This window comes from Crenalkalicoccus roseus (assembly GCF_004761865.1).
GTDB classification, from domain to species: Bacteria; Pseudomonadota; Alphaproteobacteria; order Acetobacterales; family Acetobacteraceae; genus Crenalkalicoccus; species Crenalkalicoccus roseus.
The window spans coordinates 64,826-80,737 of the sequence record NZ_SJDM01000010.1 but is presented as its reverse complement, the minus strand read 5'-3'; the positions used below and the strand labels follow the sequence as shown (position 1 = coordinate 80,737).

The following is a 15,912-nucleotide window of genomic DNA, read 5'->3' as shown; positions in this document are numbered from 1 at the left end:
ATCTGCCTTGACAGACCACGCATCCGGTTTTCGCCGGGCGGCTGATTCACCGCTCCGGCGTGCCGCCTCCGCGGATCAGGCACCTTGCCGGGCGGCTGATTCACCGCTCCGGCGTGCCGCCTCCGCGGATCAGGCACCTTGCCGGGCGGCTGATTCACCGCTCCGGCGTGCCGCCTCCGCGGATCAGGCACCTTGCCGGGCGGCTGATTCACCGCTCCGGCGTGCCGCCTCCGCGGATCAGGCACCTTGCCGGGCGGCTGATTCACCGCTCCGGCGTGCCGCCTCCGCGGATCAGGCACCTTGCCGGGCGGCTGATTCACCGCTCCGGCGTGCCGCCTCCGCGGATCAGGCACCTTGCCGGGCGGCTGATTCACCGCTCCGGCGTGCCGCCTCCGCGGATCAGGCACCTTGCCGGGCGGCTGATTCACCGCTCCGGCGTGCCGCCTCCGCGGATCAGGCACCTTGCCGGGCGGCTGATTCACCGCTCCGGCGTGCCGCCTCCGCGGATCAGGCACCTTGCCGGGCGGCTGATTCACCGCTCCGGCGTGCCGCCTCCGCGGATCAGGCACCTTGCCGGGCGGCTGATTCACCGCTCCGGCGTGCCGCCTCCGCGGATCAGGCACCTTGCCGGGCGGCTGATTCACCGCTCCGGCGTGCCGCCTCCGCGGATCAGACGCCAGGGTTTAATTTCTGTTTTCCTATTAAATCAATAGGTGTAAGATGCGTGCCAAGCGGGCTTCCGGGCCCGCGCCATCCTCGGGCTCCCGATGCGCCGCCGTCATCTGCTTGGCCTGCTCTCCGCCGCCGCCCTGGCCGCCCCCTGCCGCCACGCCCTGGGCGGCACGGGGTGGCGGCCGACCCGGCGGATCCGGCTGATCGTGCCGGTCGCCGCGGGCGGCAGCCAGGATGCGGTGGCACGCATCGTCGCGGCGCCGCTCTCCCGCCGCCTCGGCCAGCCCGTGGTGGTGGAGAACCTGCCGGGGGCGGCGGGCAATCTCGGCTTCCAGACCGTCGCGCGGGCACGGCCGGACGGCTACACCCTGCTCGCCGGCTCCGACGGCCTGTCCATCAACAAGTCGCTCTTCCCGAGGCTCGGCTTCGATCCGGTGGAGGGGTTCGCGCCCGTCGCCTGGGTGGTGCGCGTGCCCCAGCTCATGGCGGTGCGCGCCGACGGGCCAGGCGGGCGCGAGGGCCTCGAGGCCCTGCGCGCCGCCGGCGCGCGGCGGGAGATGGCGGCGGTCGGCACCACCGGCATCGGCAGCCTCGCCCACCTCCTCGGCGAGCTGGTGCAGGAGGCCGCCGGCACGCGCTGGATCCACCTGCCCTATCGCGGCGGCGCGCTGGCGGTGAACGACCTCCTGGCCGGCGTCACCGACGCCGTGCTGGTCAATGCCGGCGCCGCCGCGGGCCTGGTGCGCAGCGGCGCCCTGCGCGGCCTCTTCGTCTCCTCCGCCCGCCGCCCGGCGGCGCTGCCCGAGGTGCCGACCCTGGTGGAGACCGGCCTGCTCGACGAGCCGGTGGTGGGCTGGCATGGCATCGTCGCCCCGGCCGGCACCGACCCGGAGATCCGCGCCACGCTCGGCGCCGCGGTGCAGGAGGTGCTGGCCCTGCCGGAGGTGGCGGGGCGGCTCGCCGCCATCGGCCTCGAGCCGGTGACCGAGCCGCCGGAGCGCCTCGCCGAGACCATCCGCGCCGACGCCGAGCGCTGGGGCGCGGTGATCCGCCGCGCCCGCATCACCCCGGCCTGAGCCCGCCCGCCCCGGTTGGCGTGGCCGGGCGGCTGGGCTACAGCACCCCCCACCCCGATGGATCCCGCTTCCGCCTGCGCGGAACAGGCGTTAAGCCCCTTGAGACACGCGCCTCGCCGCCGGCGGGCCCGCCCGGGCCCGCCGCCCGGCCGGTGCCGATGCGCGGAGACCGCCCCGTGACCCCACCGCTCGATGCCGGCGCCCCCGCCGCCCCGGCCCGCCCCGCCGGCTTCCTCTACAGCCCGATGTTCCCGCTCGGCGAGGACACCACGCCCTGGCGCCGGCTCGATGTCGAGGGCGTCACCACCACGCGGTGCGACGGCCGGACCGTGCTGAGAGTCGCCCCCGCGGCGCTGGAGGCGCTGGCCTTCCAGGCCTGCCGCGACGCCTCCCACCTGCTGCGCCCGGGCCACCTGCAGCAGCTCGCGAACATCCTGAAGGACCCCGAGGCCAGCGCCAACGACCGCTTCGTCGCGCTCGACCTGCTGAAGAACGCCAACATCGCCGCCGGCGGCGTGCTGCCGATGTGCCAGGACACCGGCACCGCCATCGTCTTCGGCAAGAAGGGCCAGCGCGTCTGGGTGGAGGGCGACGAGGAGGAGGCGATCAGCTTCGGCGTGCACCGCACCTACACCGAGACCAACCTGCGCTACTCGCAGATGGCGCCCCTCTCCACCTTCGAGGAGGTGAACACCGGCAACAACCTGCCGGTGGAGTTCTCCATCATGGCAGCACCCGGCGAGCACCACGCCGAGGAGTTCCACCTGATGTTCGTGCTGAAGGGGGGCGGGTCGGCCAACAAGACCTTCCTCTACCAGCAGACCCGCGCGGTGCTGAACCGGCAGAAGCTGCTCGCCTTCATCGAGGAGAAGGTCAAGACCCTCGGCACCTCCGCCTGCCCGCCCTACCATCTGGCAATCGTCATCGGCGGCACCTCGGCCGAGATGACGCTGAAGACGGTGAAGCTCGCCTCCACCCGCTATCTCGATGCCCTGCCGACCCAGGGAAGCAGGGCCGGGCACGCCATCCGCGACCCGGAGCTGGAGGCCGAGATCCACAGGCTGACGCAGTCCCTCGGCATCGGCGCGCAGTTCGGCGGCAAGTACTTCTGCCACGACGTGCGCGTCATCCGCCTGCCGCGGCACGGCGCCTCGCTGCCCATCGGCATCGGCGTCTCCTGCTCGGCCGACCGACAGATCAAGGCGAAGATCACGCCCGAGGGCGTGTTCCTCGAGGAGCTGGAGCACGACCCGGCGAAGTACCTGCCGGAGGCGACGGAGGAGATCCTCGGCGGCGAGGTGGTGCGCATCGATCTGAACCGGCCGATGGACGAGATCCGCGCCACCCTCTCGCGATACCCCGTGAAGACCCGCGTCTCGCTCACCGGCACCATGGTGGTGGCGCGCGACATCGCCCACGCCAAGCTGCAGGAGCGGCTGGACCGCGGCGAGGGCCTGCCGGACTACATCAGGAACCACCCCGTCTACTACGCCGGCCCGGCCAAGACGCCGGAGGGCTTCGCCACGGGCAGCTTCGGCCCCACCACGGCCGGGCGGATGGACAGCTATGTGGAGGCCTTCCAGAAGGCGGGCGGGTCGCTGGTGATGCTCGCCAAGGGCAACCGCAGCAAGGCGGTGCGCGAGGCCTGCCGGAAGTATGGCGGCTTCTACCTCGGCTCGGTCGGCGGCCCCGCCGCGCGGCTGGCGCGGGACTGCATCCGCAAGGTCGAGGTGCTGGAATACCCCGAACTCGGCATGGAGGCGGTCTGGCGCATCGAGGTGGAGGACTTCCCCGCCTTCATCGTGGTGGACGACAAGGGCAACGACTTCTACGAGGGGCTGGAGTAGCGGCCGGGAGGGGCGGATGGCGGGCTACAGGGTGCGCGTCTGGTTCGACGCGGATGGCCTCGGCGTTGGCGCGCCGGCGCGCGACAGGGGCGTGATCGAGCTGCCGGTCATCCCCCAGCCGGGGATGGAGCTGGCGGACGACGACGGCAAGGTGGCCACCATCCGCCGCGTCGTGCTGCTGCATGAGCCGGGACCGGACGGTGCCGTCGCCGTGCTGGTCTGCGCGCCGGGGTGAGCGGAAGGCGCGCCATGGCGGAGCGCCGCCACATCTCCTCCGGCTCCCGCTTCGAGGCGGAGATCGGCTATTCCCGCGCCGTGGTGGACGGCGACCATGTCTGGGTCTCCGGCACCACCGGCTACGACTACGCGCGCATGACGATCGAGGAGGACGTCGTCGCGCAGGCCGAGCAGGCCTTCCGCAACATCGCCGCGGCGCTGGCCGAGGCGGGCTGCACGCTGGACGACGTGGTGCGCGCGCTGTTCATCGTCCCGCGGCGCGAGGACTGGCCGCCCTGCTGGCCGGTGGTCAGGCGGCATCTCGGCCGCGCCCGCCCCGCCTCCACCCTGATCCATGCCGGGCTGCAGACCGACGCCATGCGCATCGAGATCGAGGTCACCGCCCGCCTGCCGAAGAAGGAGACGCGCTGAGCATGCGCTTCGTCGTGGACCGCCTGGACCATCTGGTCATCAACTGCCGCGACCTGGAGGTGATGGCCTCCTGGTACCAGCGCGTCCTCGGCATGGAGCGCGACGATTTCGGCCAGCCGCCCCGCACCGCGCTGAAATTCGGCGGGCAGAAGATCAACCTGCGGCCGCTCTCGGCCAGCCAGGCGGAATGGATCGCCGCCGAGGTCTGCGCGGCTGGCACCCAGGACCTTTGCTTCGTCGTCGCGGTGACGGTGCCCGAGATCGTCGGCCACCTGCACGCCTGCGGCGTCCGCATCGAGCAGGGGCCGGTGACGCGGCAGGGGGCGCTCGGCCCCATGGGCTCGGTCTATTGCCGCGACCCGGAAGGGAACCTGATCGAGATCTCCTCCTACTCCCCCTGAGCCGGGCCCATATCGGCGCCCGGGAAGGAGACCAGGCGCATGGAAGAGACGCTCGGCGCGACGCGCACGGAGACCGACAGCCTCGGCAGCATCGAGATCCCCGCCGACCGCTACTGGGGGCCGCAGACGGAGCGGGCGCGGCGCCTGTTCCGCATCGGCACGGAACGCCTGCCGCCCGGGCTGATCCGCGCCGTCGGCCTGCACAAATGGGCCTGCGCCGAGGCCAATGAGCGCCTGGGCGAGCTGCCGCCCGAGATCGCCCGCGCCATCCGCGAGGCGGCGCAGGAGGTGGCGGAAGGCAGGCGCGACGAGGACTTCCCGCTGCCCGTCTGGCAGACCGGCTCGGGCACCCAGACCAACATGAACGCCAACGAGGTGATCGCCAACCGGGCGAACGAGCTCCTCGGGGCACCGCTCGGGTCGCGCAAGCCGGTGCACCCGAACGACCACGTCAACCGCGGCCAGTCCTCCAACGACAATTTCCCGACCATCATGCACATCGCCGCGGCGGAGGCGGTGGAGGGCCGGCTGGTCCCGGCCCTCGGCCGGCTGCACGCGGCGCTGTGGAAGCGCTCCGAGGAATGGGCGGGCATCGTCAAGCTCGGCCGCACCCACCTGATGGACGCGGTGCCGATGACGCTGGGGCAGGAATTCGGCGCCTGGGCGCGGCAGGTGGAGCTCGGCATCGAGCGGCTGCGCGCCTGCCTGCCGCGGCTCCTGCTGCTGCCGCAGGGCGGCACCGCGGTCGGCACCGGCCTCAACCGCCACCGCGACTTCGACCGCGTGTTCTGCGAGATCATCGCCGAGCGCACCGGCCTCGCCTTCCGTCCCAACCCGAACAAGTTCGAGGGCATGGCGGCGCACGACGCCTTCGTCGAGCTTTCGGGGGCGATGAACGTCGTCGCGGTGTCGCTGAACAAGGTGGCGAACGACATCCGCCTGCTCGGCAGCGGCCCGCGCGCCGGCCTGGCCGAGCTGGTGATCCCCTCGGACGGGCTCTCCAGCAGCATCATGCCGGGCAAGACCAACCCGACGCAGGCCGAGGCGCTGACCATGGTCTGCGCGCAGGTGATGGGCAACAACGTCACCGTCACCATCGGCGGCGCGCAGGGGCACCTCGAGCTCAACGTGTTCAAGCCGGTGATCATCCACGCCGTGCTGCAGTCGGCCACCCTGCTCGCCGACGCCTCCGAGAGCTTCGCCCACAACATGGTGGAGAAGCTGGAGCCGAACCGGGAGCGGATCGCGGAGAACCTGGCGAAGTCGCTGATGCTGGTCACCGCGCTGAACCCGCGCATCGGCTACGACAAGGCGGTGGCGATCGGCAAGAAGGCGCTGGCCGAGAACCTGACGCTGAAGGAGGCCGCGGCGCGGCTCGGCTACGTCTCCCCCGAGGAGTTCGACCGCTGGGTGCGGCCGGAGGAGATGGTCGAGCCCGGGGCGACGCTGGAAGGCGGCGGATGAGGGCGCCGCGCCACCTGCGCAAGCGCAGCTTCGCCCTGGCGGGCCATCGCACCTCGGTCGCGCTCGAGCCCGCCTTCTGGGCGGCGCTGGAGGCGGCGGCGCGGGCGCGGGGCCTCAGCCTCGCCGCGCTGGTGGCGCAGGTGGACGCGGCGCGGACGGATGCAGGGCTGCCCCTGGCGAGCGCGCTGCGCGTCTTCGCGCTGGAGGAGCGGGGCCGCGTCGCCTGACGCCGGAGCCCGATCAGCGCGGCCCGCGCCCGCCGGCGGCACGCGGCGATCCGTGGCCTGCGGCGTGCTCCGCCGCGACGGATCTCGCTTCCATTTCTGACCGGGCGGCCGGGTCGCCGCTCCGGCGCTCCCCTCTCCGCGGATCGGGCGCCGGAGCCGTTTCCACCCGGCTGCGGGTGCGGAAACGGCTCTGGTCCATCCTTCGTGGAGCAGAGTCGCGCGTCCGGCCGGTTCCGGCCCTCCGCGATCCGCTCTACCGCGTCCGCGCCGGCCCCGAGGCGCCGCCGCTGCCCGGCAGGCCGCTCGCCAGCGCCGCCGCCGCCGCGAGGGGCACCAGGGCCAGCAGGGCCGCCGCGGCGGAGGTGGCGGGGGCGGCCGCCACGGGCAGCGGCGCGGCCGCCACCGGCGCGGGAAGGCTGCGGGGCGGCGGCACCCGCACCGGAAGCTCGGCCCGGGGGACCGTGGCGGCACGCGCCGGGGGGGCACCGCGCGGCGGGACCACCACGCCGGCCTCCGCCGGCACCACGATGGTGGCAAGCTGCGCCCGCGCCGCGCCGCAGGGAACCAGCGCGGCCAGGAGGAGAAGGGCGGCGGGGCGCGAAGGCATCATGCGCCCTTCATAATGCAGACCCGGAACGATTCCAAGCGCGCCGCGTCACTCCGCATCCGGCTGCCGCTCGGGCGCCGCCTCGGCGAAGGCGGGCAGGGCGAGGCAGGCCGCCTCCGCGGCCAGGAGGCGCGGCAGCCCCGCCAGCTCCACCCCGAAGCGCCGGGCGTTGTAGAGCTGCGGCACCAGGCAGATCTCGGCCAGGCTCGGCGCGGCGCCGAAGCAGAAGGGGCCGGGCGCGCCGGCCGCCCGCACCAGCGCCTCGCAGGCGGCGAGGCCCTCGGCGATGGTCTCGCGCGCCCAGGCATTCGCCTCCTCCTGCCCGTGGCCCAGCGCCTTCAGGCGGTTCAGCACCTTCAGGTTCTGCACCGCATGGATCTCGGCCGCGATCGCCTGGGCGAAGGCGCGCACCCGCGCCCGCGCCACCGCCTCGCGCGGCAGCAGCGGCGGCTCGGGATGCGTCTCCTCCAGGTATTCGACGATGGCCAGAGACTGGGTCAGCACCGTCCCGTCATCGAGTTCGAGCGCCGGCACCAGCCCCTGCGGGTTGAGGCGGAGATACGCCGCCTCCCGCTGCTCGCCCCGGCGCAGGTGGCGGACGCGGTGCTCCACCGCGATGCCCTTGAGGTTCAGCGCGATCCGCACCCGGTATGCCGCCGAGGACCGCCAGTAGCCGTGCAGGATCATCCCTCGCTCCTCCCGTGCTCAGCGCCGGCCGAGCATGTGCCGCGCCACGATCACCCGCATGATCTCGTTGGTGCCTTCCAGGATGCGGTGCACGCGCAGGTCGCGCACGATCTTCTCGATGCCGTACTCGTGCAGGTAGCCATAGCCGCCGAGGAGCTGCAGCGCCTCGTCCGCGACCCTGTGCGCGGTGTCGGTGACGAAGCGCTTGGCCATGGCGCAGAAGGCGGTGGCGTCGGGCGCCCCGGCGTCCAGCTTCGCGCAGGCGCGCCAGAGCAGGGCGCGGGCCGCCTCCAGCTCGGTGCGCATGTCGGCCAGGCGGAACTGCGTGTTCTGGAACTCGGCGACGGGGCGGCCGAAGGCCTGGCGCTCCTGCACATAGGCGAGCGCCTTGTCCAGCGCGTCCTGCGCCCCCCCGAGCGCGCAGGCGGCGATGTTCAGCCGCCCGCCGTCCAGCCCCGCCATGGCGAAGCGGAAGCCCTGCCCCTCCTCGCCGAGCAGCGCGGTGGCGGGCACGCGCGCCCCCTCGAGGATCACCTGCCGCGTCGGCTGGGCGTTCCAGCCCATCTTGTGCTCGTTCTTGCCGAAGGAGAGGCCGGGCGTGTCCTTCGGGATCAGCAGCGCCGAGATGCCGCCCGGCCCCTCGCCGCCGGTGCGCACCATGGTGAGGTAGAGGTCGGAGGCGCCGGCGCCGGAGATGAACTGCTTGGCCCCATCCAGCACGTACTCCCCGCCCTCGCGCCGTGCCCGGGTGCGCAGCGCCGCCGCGTCGCTGCCCGAGCCGGGCTCGGTCAGGCAGTAGCTCGCCACCTTGCGCATCGGCACCAGCTCCGGCAGCCACTCGGCGCGCTGCGCCTCGTTGCCGAAGCGGTCGATCATCCAGGCGACCATGTTGTGGATGGAGAGGAAGGCGGCGACGGTCGGGCAGCCGGTGGACAGCGCCTCGAACACCACCGCCGCGTCGAGGCGTGTCAGGCCCGCCCCGCCGCTCTCCTCCCGCACGTAGAGCGCGGCCATGCCGAGGGCGGCGGCCTGGCGCATCTCCTCCAGCGGGAAATGGCGGGCCGCGTCCCATTCCAGCGCCCTCGGCGCCAGCACCTCGCGGGCGAAGGCAAGGGCGGTCTCGCGCAACTCCCGTGTCGCCTCGGGCAGGTCGAAGGCGGGCGGGTGGTCGGGCTGCATGGGTCTCCTCCGCGCATGGCGACGTCCCGTGCCGGGATCGGGCGGGACGGGGGCGGCGTCAATCCCGTTGACCGTCCCGCCCGCCGGTGGGGAAATGGGGGCCGCCGAGGAAAAGGACGAGCATGACCTTCCGCATCCCCGCCCGGCATGGGGCCATGCTGGCCGCGGCGCTGGCCGCCGCCGCCTGCGCCGGGCCGGGCGGCGACAGGTTCGCCGCCGGCGCCCCCTCTCCCGGCGCCGCGGCGGTGCAGGCCTTCGCCGACATCTGCGCGGTGCTCGACGGCGCCGAGGTGGCGCGCCGCGCCGCCCCCTATGGCTTCCTGCCGGTGGATGCCCGGCGCCTCGCCGCCATGGGCGGCGGGGCCTTCGCCGGGCAGCCGCTGACGGTGCTGGCCCGCCCCGCGGGCGGCGCGCCCGCCCTGCTGGTCTGGGCCGAGCACGCCGCCGTCTGCGAACTCGGCCTCGGCGGCGTCGACACGGGCGAGGTGGAGCGGGCCTTCGATGCCATGGTGCGCGCGCTCGCCGCCCGGGAGGACCAGGCGGTGACCGAGCTGCCACGCCCGCCGGACCAGTCCGGGCAGCAGGTACGGGTCGAGCGCGCGGTGCTGGTGATGCCGCGCGCCCTGGTGCAGGGCCGGCCGCGCGTCGTCAGCCTGCGGCGGAACACCGACAAGGCGCAGCCGATCCAGGTGGCGCTGGTGGCGCAGGCCCCGGCGACGGCGGTGGCCGCTACTCCGCAGCCATCGCAGGGGCCGCCGAAGCGCTGAGGCCGGCGGGGGCGGCGAGCGACGCCTCGATCGCCGCCATCCGCTCCCGCGCCGCCTGCGCGTTGCGCGCCTTGATGTGGCCGAAGCCCTTGATGCCGGCGGCGGCCTCCGCCCAGTCGCAGATCCGCCCATGGGTCTCGGGCGAAAGGAGGCGCAGCAGCCGCTCGATGCCAGCGCGGTACTCGCCTGGCAGTGCCCGCTCCATCCGCCGCTCCTCGGTACGGCCGAAGGGATCGAGAGGCGTACCGCGCAGCACCTTGCCGTGGCGCAGCAGCCCCATCGCCCGCAGCATCCATGGCCCGAAGGCGCGCTTGCGCGGAAGGCCGGTGACCGGGTCGGGCCTTGCCAGGGCGGGCGGGGCGAGGTGCAGCGCGACGCGCCGCGTGCCGGTGAAGCCGTGGGCAAGCTGCGCGCGCCACTCCGGCAGGCTGTGCAGCCGCGCCACCTCGTACTCGTCCTTGTAGGCCATGAGGCGGTGGAGCTGGATGGCGACCGCGCGGGCGAGGCGCTCCTCCCCCGGCACCGCCGCCTGCTCGGCGGCGCGCACCGTCTCGACGAAGGCGGCGTAGTCGCGGGCGTAGCGGGCGTTCTGGTAATCCGTGAGGTCGGCGACGCGGCGGGCGACCAGCGCCTCCAGCGTCTCCTCCGCCTCGCCCGCCGGTGCGGGCGGGGCGAGAGCGGCGGCGCGGCCGAGAGCGAAGGCCGCCTTGTTGCGCTCCACCGCCGCGCCGTTCAGCTCCAGCCCGCGCTCGATCGCCTCGGCCGAGACCGGCACCAGGCCGCGCTGGTAGGCGAAGCCGAGCAGCCAGACGTTCAGGTAGATCAGGTCGCCGAAGGCGCGCTCCACCTCCCCGAGCGCCGGCAGCGCCACCACCTCGCGGCAGGCTTTCCGCACGCTCTCCAGCATGGCGCCGCGGTCGTAGCGGGTGGCGGTGTCGAGCACGAATTGCGCGGTCGGCTGCAGCCCGGTGTTCAGCACCGCCACGGTGCGCCCCTCGCCGAGCAGCGGACGCGCCGTCCGCCCATGCGCCACCACGAGGTCGGAGGAGAGCAGCAGATCGGTCTGGCCGAGGCCGATGCGCGGCGCGTCGATCGCCTCCGCCGCGTCGCCCACCCGCCCGATGCGGAGCTGGGCGAAGACGCCGCCGCCCTTCTGCGCCAGGCCGAGCTGGTCCACCGTGCGCACCGGCCGCCCCTCCAGATGCGCCGCCTGCGCGAGGATCGCGGCGAGCGCCGTCACCCCCTGCCCGCCCACCCCGGCGATCAGGATGTTGTAGGCGCTCTCGCCCTCCCGCACCTCCGCGCGCGCCGGCTCGGGCAGCGGGCCCGCGGGGAGGGGCGGCTCCGGCCGCACCGGCTCCGCCCCCTCCAGCGTGACGAAGGAGGGGCAGAAGCCCTCGACGCAGGAGAGGTCCTGGTTGCAGGCGCTCTGGTCGATGGCGCGCTTGCGGCCGAAGGGCGTCTCGACCGGCTCCACCGCCAGGCAGTTGGAGGCGCGGGAGCAGTCGCCGCAATCCTCGCAGACGCGGGGGTTGATCACGGCGCGCCGCGCCGCCTGCGGCTGCAGGCCGCGCTTGCGCTTGCGCCGCCGCTCGGTGGCGCATTGCTGGTCGTAGATCAGCACCGTCACGCCCGGCGTCTCGCGCAGCGCGCGCTGCACCAGGTCGAGGTCGCGGCGGTGGTGATAGGTGACGCCCTTCGGCATCATCGGGTCGCCGCGGTGGCGCTCCGGGTCGTCGGAGACCACGGCGATGCGCTCCACCCCCTCGGCGCGCACCTGCGCGGCGATGCGCGGCACCGTCATCTCCCCCTCGGGCGTCTGCCCGCCGGTCATGGCGACGGCGCTGTTGACCAGGATCTTGTAGGTGATGGTGGCCTTGGCGGCGACGGCGGCGCGGATCGCCATGCTGCCCGAATGGGCGTAGGTGCCGTCGCCCATGTTGGCGAAGACGTGCTTCTCCTCCACGAAGGGCGCCTGGCCGAGCCAGAGCGCGCCCTCCCCGCCCATGTGCGTGGCGAGCTCGGTCGAGCGGCCCATGAACTTGGCGAGGTAGTGGCAGCCGATCCCGGCATGGGCGACCGAGCCTTCCGGCACCCGCGTCGAGGAATTGTGGGGGCAGCCCGGGCAGAAATAGGGAATGCGGTCATGCACCGGGGCGAGCTGCGCGCGCGCCAGCGCCTCCATCTCCGCCACGCGGGCGCGGAGCCGCTCGGTGCGCAGCGCCTCCGGCAGCCGTGCCGCCAGCGCGCGCAGCACCGCGCCGGTGTCGAGCTCGGTCAGCTCGGAGAGCAGCGGCGCCCCCGTCTCGTCGCGCTTGCCGACGATGCGCGGGCGGTCGGGCAGGTGGTAGAGCGCGTCGCGGAGCTGCGGCTCCAGGAAGGCGCGGCGGTCCTCGACCACCAGCACCTCCTCCAGCCCGCGGGCGAATTCCCGCGCGCCCTCCGCGTCCAGCGGCCAGGCGAGGCCGACCTTCCACAGCCTCAGGCCGGCGAGGCGCGCCATCTCGTCGGTGATGCCGGCGTCGAGCAGCGCCTGACGCAGCGTGTTGTAGGCCTTGCCGCGCGTGACGATGCCGAAGCGCGCCTTCGGGCCGTCCAGCACGATGCGGTCGAAGCCGTTGACGCGGGCGAAGGCGAGGGCGGCGGGCAGCTTGAAGCGGCGCAGCCGCTCCTCCTGCGGGATCGGCATGTCGCCGGGGCGGTAGTGCAGCCCGTCCGGCGGCATCGCCACGTCGTTCGGCGCGAGGGTGGCGTAGTCGGCGGGGTCGAGGCGGAGCGTGGCGCTGCCGTCCATGGTCTCCGCCACGCATTTCAGCCCGACCCAGAGGCCGGAGAAGCGCGACAGCGCGAGGCCCTTGATGCCGAACTCCAGCACCTCCGCCACCCCCGAGGGGTCGAGCACCGGGATCTCCACGTCCATGAAGCTGTGCTCGCAGCCGCTGGTGACGGTGGAGGATTTGGAGGAGGGATCGTCCCCGGCCAGCGCCAGCACGCCGCCCTTGGGCGAGGTGCCGGCGCCGTTGGCGTGGCGCAGCACGTCGCCGCTGCGGTCCACCCCCGGCCCCTTGCCGTACCAGATGCCGAACACGCCCTCGAACCTGGCGCCGGGATAGTAGCCGATCTGCTGCGTGCCCCAGATGGCGGTGGCGGCGAGGTCCTCGTTCAGCCCGGGCTGGAAGATGATGTCGTGCGCGGCGAGGCGCTTCGCCTGCCGCGCCAGCTCCCGGTCGTAGCCGCCGAGGGGGGAGCCGCGGTAGCCGCTGATGTAGCCGCCGGTCTTCCAGCCCATGGCGCGGTCGAGCTCGTGGCGCAGCATCGGCAGCCGCACCAGCGCCTGGATGCCGGTGAGCAGCAGCGTGTCGCCGGATTTCTCCCAGCGGTCCTCGAGCGTGGCCTCGGGGCGTCGGATGCTGCCCATGTCGTCACCTCCCGCGCTGGCCGCCAATGTCGGCCCGGCGCCGCCGCCCGGCAATCCCCAGGCGCGGCGGGCCGCATGGAAGGATGGACCGCGGACCCCGGAAGTTCATGCCGAATTCTGTTGTGCAGCGCCGAAGGGACGGAAGAAGCTTCCGCCATGGACGCTACCGACCGCCGGATCCTCCGCGCCCTGCATCGCAACGCCCGCCTGACCAACGCCGAGCTGGCCGAGCAGGTGGGCCTCTCCCCCTCCCCCTGCTGGACGCGGGTGCGGCGGCTGGAGCAGGCGGGGGTGATCCGGGGCTATGTCGCGATCCTCGACCAGGCGGCGCTCGGCCTGCCCGACACCGTCATCATCGAGGTGATGATGGCGACCCATGACGAGGAGAGCCTGCGCCGCTTCGAGCAGGCGGTCACCGAGATGCCGGAGGTGATCGAGGCCTGGCTCGTCACCGGCGAGTACGACTACGTGGTCAAGGCCGCGGTCGGCGGCACCGCGGGCTACGAGCGGCTGCTGCGCGAGAAGATCTACCGCCTGCCCGGCGTGCGCCACACCCGCACCAGCTTCACCCTGCGCTGCCTGAAGCAGAGCTGGACGCCGGCGCCCTGACGCGGCACCATTGCGGCACCGCACCATCCTCCCCGCGAGTCGCCCCGTGCCGCGCCAGCCCGCCCCGCCGTGACGGACGAGCTCCACCTCGTCGCCGCGGCCCGGCCGAACCTGCCCAAGCTCGCCGCGCTCTGGCACGCCATCCCGCCCGGCTTCCCGCTGCGGCCGGTGCTGCTGCACACCGGTCAGCACCAGGACGATGCCATGTTCGGCGCCCATCTGGACGGCCTCGGCCTGCCGGCGCCGGAGATCGCCCTTAACGTTTCGGGGGGCAGCCACGCGGAGCTTACCGGCCGCAGCATGATCGCCGCCGAGGCCGCCTGGCGCGCCCGCCGCCCGGCGCTGGTGGTGGTGGCGGGCGATGTGGACGGCACCCTCGCCGCGGCGCTCGCGGCGCGCAAGCTCGGCCTGCCGGTGGCGCATCTGGAGGCGGGGCTGCGCAACGGCGACCGCGCCATGCCGGAGGAGATCAACCGCCGCGCCGTGGACGCCATCAGTGACCTGCTCTGGGCCCCGGACGAGGCCTCCGCCGCCCGCCTGCTGGCCGAGGGGCATCCGCCCGGGGCGGTGCGCGCCGTCGGCAACGCCATGGTGGACACGCTGCGCCGCTCCCTCCCCGCCGCCCGCGCCCGCCCGCTGCCGGAGGGGCTGGCGCCGGGGGACTACGGCGTCGTCACCCTGCACCGCGCCGCCAATGTGGACGACCCGGCGGCCTTCGCGGCGCTGCTGGCGGCCCTCGGCGCCGCCGCCGCGCGCCTGCCGCTCGCCTGGCCGATGCACCCCCGGGCGCGGCGGCGGCTGGCCGAGCACGGGCTGGCGGTGCCGCCGGGGATTCGGGTGCTGCCCCCCCTGCCCTATCTCGACTTCCTCGGCCTGCTCGCCCGCGCACGGCTGGTGGCGAGCGACAGCGGCGGGGTGCAGGAGGAGGCGACGGCGCTCGACCTGCCCTGCCTGACCCTCCGCCCCTCCACCGAGCGGCCGGTGACGCTGGAGGCGGGCTCCAGCCGCCTGGTCGCGCCGACGGCGCTGCCGGGGGCGGTGGCGGCGGTGCTCGCCGGGGCGTGGCCGAGGGCGCGGCCGATCCCGCTCTGGGATGGCGGGGCGGGGCCGCGCATGGTGGCGCATCTGGCCGGCCATCTGGGCCTCGCCGCGTGAGCGCCGCGCCGCTGGTGGTGATGCTCTCGGCGGCGCATCCGCCCGACGACGTGCGGGTGGTGCGCAAGGAGGGCGCGGCGCTGGCCGAGGCCGGCTGGCGGGTACGCCACCTCTGCCCCGGCCCGCCGGAGGCGGCGCGCGGCGTCGCCGGCGTGGCGATCGAGACCTACCGCCGCCGCGGCGGCTGGCGCGGCCGGCTGCTCGGCCTGCCCGCCCTGGCCCGCCGGGCGGCGGAAAGCGGCGCGGCGGTGCTGCACGCCAGCGAGCCGGATGCCTGGCTCGCCGCCCTGCTCGCGGCGCGGGCGAGCGGGGCGCGGGTGGTGCTCGACGTGCACGAGCATTACCCCAGCCGCCTCGACGCCCGCCTGCCCGCCCCGCTGCGCCCCCTGGCCCGCGCCGCGCTGCGCGCGCTCTGCCGCGCCGCCGGGCGCGCGGCGGATGCGGTGGTGGTGGCGAAGGACGGGCTGGCGGAGGATTTCGCCGCCCCCGGCCGCACCGTGGCGGTGCGCAACTACGCCCCCGACCTGCCCGTCGCCCCGCGGGCCCACGGCCCGGGGCCGCTCACCCTGGTGCACAGCGGGGCGCTCACCGCCTCGCGCGGCTGGCCGCAGATGCTGGGGGCGCTGGCCCTCGCCCCGCCGGACACGCGGCTGCGCCTGGTCGGGCGCTTCACCGACGGCAGCGAGGCCGCCTTCCTCGCCCGCGCCGCCGCCCTCGGGCTGGAGGGGCGGATCGAGCGCCTGCCCTGGCTGCCGCAGCGGGAGGCGCTGGCGCGCGTCGCGGAGGCCGATATCGGCCTGGTGCTGTTCCAGCCGGGCGAGACCAACCACCGCCTCGCCCTGCCGCACAAGCTGTTCGACTGCATGCTGGCCGGCCTGCCGGTGATCGTTCCCGCCTTCGCCGAGGAGGTGGCGGCGGCGGTGCGCGCGGCAGGCTGCGGCGAGGTGGTGGACAGCGCCGACCCCGCCGCCATCGCCGCCGCCATCGCCCGCCTGGCCGACCCGGCGCGGCGCGCGGCGCTCGGCGCGGCGGGGCGGCGGGCGGCGCTCACCCGCTTCGGCTGGGCGGGGGAGGCGGCGCGGCTGGTCGCCCTGTACCGGCGGCTCGCGCCGCTGCCGCCTGCTGGCCCCGGCGGCGCGGCCGTCCTATAGGCGG

The 15,912-nt window shown here is 74.6% G+C and carries 15 protein-coding genes; 11 read left to right on the top strand and 4 right to left on the bottom strand.

The window, feature by feature from the left end:
- The first annotated feature begins 767 nt into the window (after positions 1-767).
- The 7 genes from ET526_RS10130 (at position 768) to ET526_RS10100 (ending at position 6,335) form a co-directional block, all read left to right on the top strand.
- The gene (locus ET526_RS10130) at positions 768-1,748 is read left to right on the top strand and encodes a Bug family tripartite tricarboxylate transporter substrate binding protein (protein WP_135467573.1); all 981 of its coding nucleotides are present in this window, start codon (positions 768-770) and stop codon (positions 1,746-1,748) included.
- Between the two features lie 245 nt (positions 1,749-1,993).
- A complete protein-coding gene (locus tag ET526_RS10125; protein ID WP_192898679.1) occupies positions 1,994-3,595 on the top strand; it encodes a fumarate hydratase in 1,602 nt (533 codons plus the stop codon).
- Positions 3,596-3,611: 16 nt separating this feature from the next.
- Positions 3,612-3,830, top strand: coding sequence for a hypothetical protein (locus tag ET526_RS10120; protein ID WP_135467571.1), 219 nt, complete (start codon positions 3,612-3,614; stop codon positions 3,828-3,830).
- 14 nt (positions 3,831-3,844) lie between these two features.
- A complete protein-coding gene (locus ET526_RS10115) occupies positions 3,845-4,243 on the top strand; it encodes a RidA family protein (protein WP_135467570.1) in 399 nt (132 codons plus the stop codon).
- Positions 4,244-4,245: 2 nt separating this feature from the next.
- Entirely contained in the window at positions 4,246-4,644 is a 399-nt protein-coding gene (locus tag ET526_RS10110; RefSeq protein ID WP_135467569.1) for a VOC family protein, read from the top strand.
- A gap of 39 nt (positions 4,645-4,683) precedes the next feature.
- Positions 4,684-6,108 (top strand): class II fumarate hydratase, encoded by a 1,425-nt coding sequence (fumC, locus tag ET526_RS10105; protein WP_135467568.1) that lies wholly within the window; start codon positions 4,684-4,686, stop codon positions 6,106-6,108.
- A complete protein-coding gene (locus ET526_RS10100) occupies positions 6,105-6,335 on the top strand; it encodes a ribbon-helix-helix domain-containing protein (protein WP_135467567.1) in 231 nt (76 codons plus the stop codon). The genes fumC and ET526_RS10100 overlap by 4 nt, the downstream gene beginning before the upstream one ends.
- A 253-nt stretch (positions 6,336-6,588) precedes the next feature.
- Here ET526_RS10100 and ET526_RS10095 read toward each other — a convergent pair whose 3' ends face one another.
- Genes ET526_RS10095 through ET526_RS10085 form a run of 3 tightly spaced genes read right to left on the bottom strand, consistent with a single transcriptional unit; the run spans position 6,589 to position 8,808 of the window.
- A complete protein-coding gene (locus tag ET526_RS10095; RefSeq protein WP_135467566.1) occupies positions 6,589-6,945 on the bottom strand; it encodes a hypothetical protein in 357 nt (118 codons plus the stop codon).
- A 45-nt stretch (positions 6,946-6,990) separates the two neighbouring features.
- Entirely contained in the window at positions 6,991-7,629 is a 639-nt protein-coding gene (gene maiA, locus ET526_RS10090) for a maleylacetoacetate isomerase (protein ID WP_135467565.1), read from the bottom strand.
- Between the two features lie 18 nt (positions 7,630-7,647).
- Positions 7,648-8,808 (bottom strand): acyl-CoA dehydrogenase family protein, encoded by a 1,161-nt coding sequence (locus ET526_RS10085; protein WP_135467564.1) that lies wholly within the window; start codon positions 8,806-8,808, stop codon positions 7,648-7,650.
- A 122-nt stretch (positions 8,809-8,930) separates the two neighbouring features.
- Here ET526_RS10085 and ET526_RS10080 point away from each other — a divergent pair, with 122 nt between their 5' ends.
- On the top strand, positions 8,931-9,575 hold the full coding sequence (locus ET526_RS10080) for a hypothetical protein (RefSeq protein WP_135467563.1): 645 nt from the start codon (positions 8,931-8,933) through the stop codon (positions 9,573-9,575).
- On the opposite strand, the gene ET526_RS10075 is transcribed toward ET526_RS10080, so the two are convergent.
- Positions 9,538-12,993, bottom strand: coding sequence for an indolepyruvate ferredoxin oxidoreductase family protein (locus ET526_RS10075; RefSeq protein ID WP_135467562.1), 3,456 nt, complete (start codon positions 12,991-12,993; stop codon positions 9,538-9,540). The two genes, ET526_RS10080 and ET526_RS10075, sit on opposite strands and share 38 nt — an antisense overlap.
- 156 nt (positions 12,994-13,149) lie before the next feature.
- Between ET526_RS10075 and ET526_RS10070 the strand changes: the two genes are divergently transcribed.
- The 3 genes from ET526_RS10070 (at position 13,150) to ET526_RS10060 (ending at position 15,908) form a co-directional block, all read left to right on the top strand.
- Positions 13,150-13,602, top strand: coding sequence for an Lrp/AsnC family transcriptional regulator (locus ET526_RS10070; protein ID WP_135467561.1), 453 nt, complete (start codon positions 13,150-13,152; stop codon positions 13,600-13,602).
- Positions 13,603-13,671: 69 nt separating this feature from the next.
- A complete protein-coding gene (gene wecB, locus ET526_RS10065) occupies positions 13,672-14,757 on the top strand; it encodes a non-hydrolyzing UDP-N-acetylglucosamine 2-epimerase (RefSeq protein ID WP_135467560.1) in 1,086 nt (361 codons plus the stop codon).
- Positions 14,754-15,908 carry a glycosyltransferase gene (locus ET526_RS10060; protein WP_135467559.1) on the top strand — a complete coding sequence of 385 codons (1,155 nt, stop codon included), beginning with the start codon at positions 14,754-14,756 and terminating at the stop codon, positions 15,906-15,908. Before wecB ends, ET526_RS10060 begins: the two co-directional genes overlap by 4 nt.
- Positions 15,909-15,912 lie beyond the last annotated feature (4 nt).

What these genes read in the sequence shown, in the direction of transcription:
- ET526_RS10120 (WP_135467571.1), top strand. Translation starts at nt 3,612, where the DNA reads ATGGCGGGCTACAGGGTGCGCGTCTGGTTCGACGCGGATGGCCTCGGC.
- ET526_RS10085 (WP_135467564.1), bottom strand. Translation starts at nt 8,808, where the DNA reads ATGCAGCCCGACCACCCGCCCGCCTTCGACCTGCCCGAGGCGACACGG.
- ET526_RS10095 (WP_135467566.1), bottom strand. Translation starts at nt 6,945, where the DNA reads ATGATGCCTTCGCGCCCCGCCGCCCTTCTCCTCCTGGCCGCGCTGGTT.
- ET526_RS10115 (WP_135467570.1), top strand. Translation starts at nt 3,845, where the DNA reads ATGGCGGAGCGCCGCCACATCTCCTCCGGCTCCCGCTTCGAGGCGGAG.
- fumC (WP_135467568.1), top strand. Translation starts at nt 4,684, where the DNA reads ATGGAAGAGACGCTCGGCGCGACGCGCACGGAGACCGACAGCCTCGGC.
- maiA (WP_135467565.1), bottom strand. Translation starts at nt 7,629, where the DNA reads ATGATCCTGCACGGCTACTGGCGGTCCTCGGCGGCATACCGGGTGCGG.
- ET526_RS10125 (WP_192898679.1), top strand. Translation starts at nt 1,994, where the DNA reads ATGTTCCCGCTCGGCGAGGACACCACGCCCTGGCGCCGGCTCGATGTC.
- ET526_RS10130 (WP_135467573.1), top strand. Translation starts at nt 768, where the DNA reads ATGCGCCGCCGTCATCTGCTTGGCCTGCTCTCCGCCGCCGCCCTGGCC.
- ET526_RS10110 (WP_135467569.1), top strand. Translation starts at nt 4,246, where the DNA reads ATGCGCTTCGTCGTGGACCGCCTGGACCATCTGGTCATCAACTGCCGC.
- ET526_RS10100 (WP_135467567.1), top strand. Translation starts at nt 6,105, where the DNA reads ATGAGGGCGCCGCGCCACCTGCGCAAGCGCAGCTTCGCCCTGGCGGGC.
- ET526_RS10075 (WP_135467562.1), bottom strand. Translation starts at nt 12,993, where the DNA reads ATGGGCAGCATCCGACGCCCCGAGGCCACGCTCGAGGACCGCTGGGAG.
- ET526_RS10070 (WP_135467561.1), top strand. Translation starts at nt 13,150, where the DNA reads ATGGACGCTACCGACCGCCGGATCCTCCGCGCCCTGCATCGCAACGCC.
- ET526_RS10080 (WP_135467563.1), top strand. Translation starts at nt 8,931, where the DNA reads ATGACCTTCCGCATCCCCGCCCGGCATGGGGCCATGCTGGCCGCGGCG.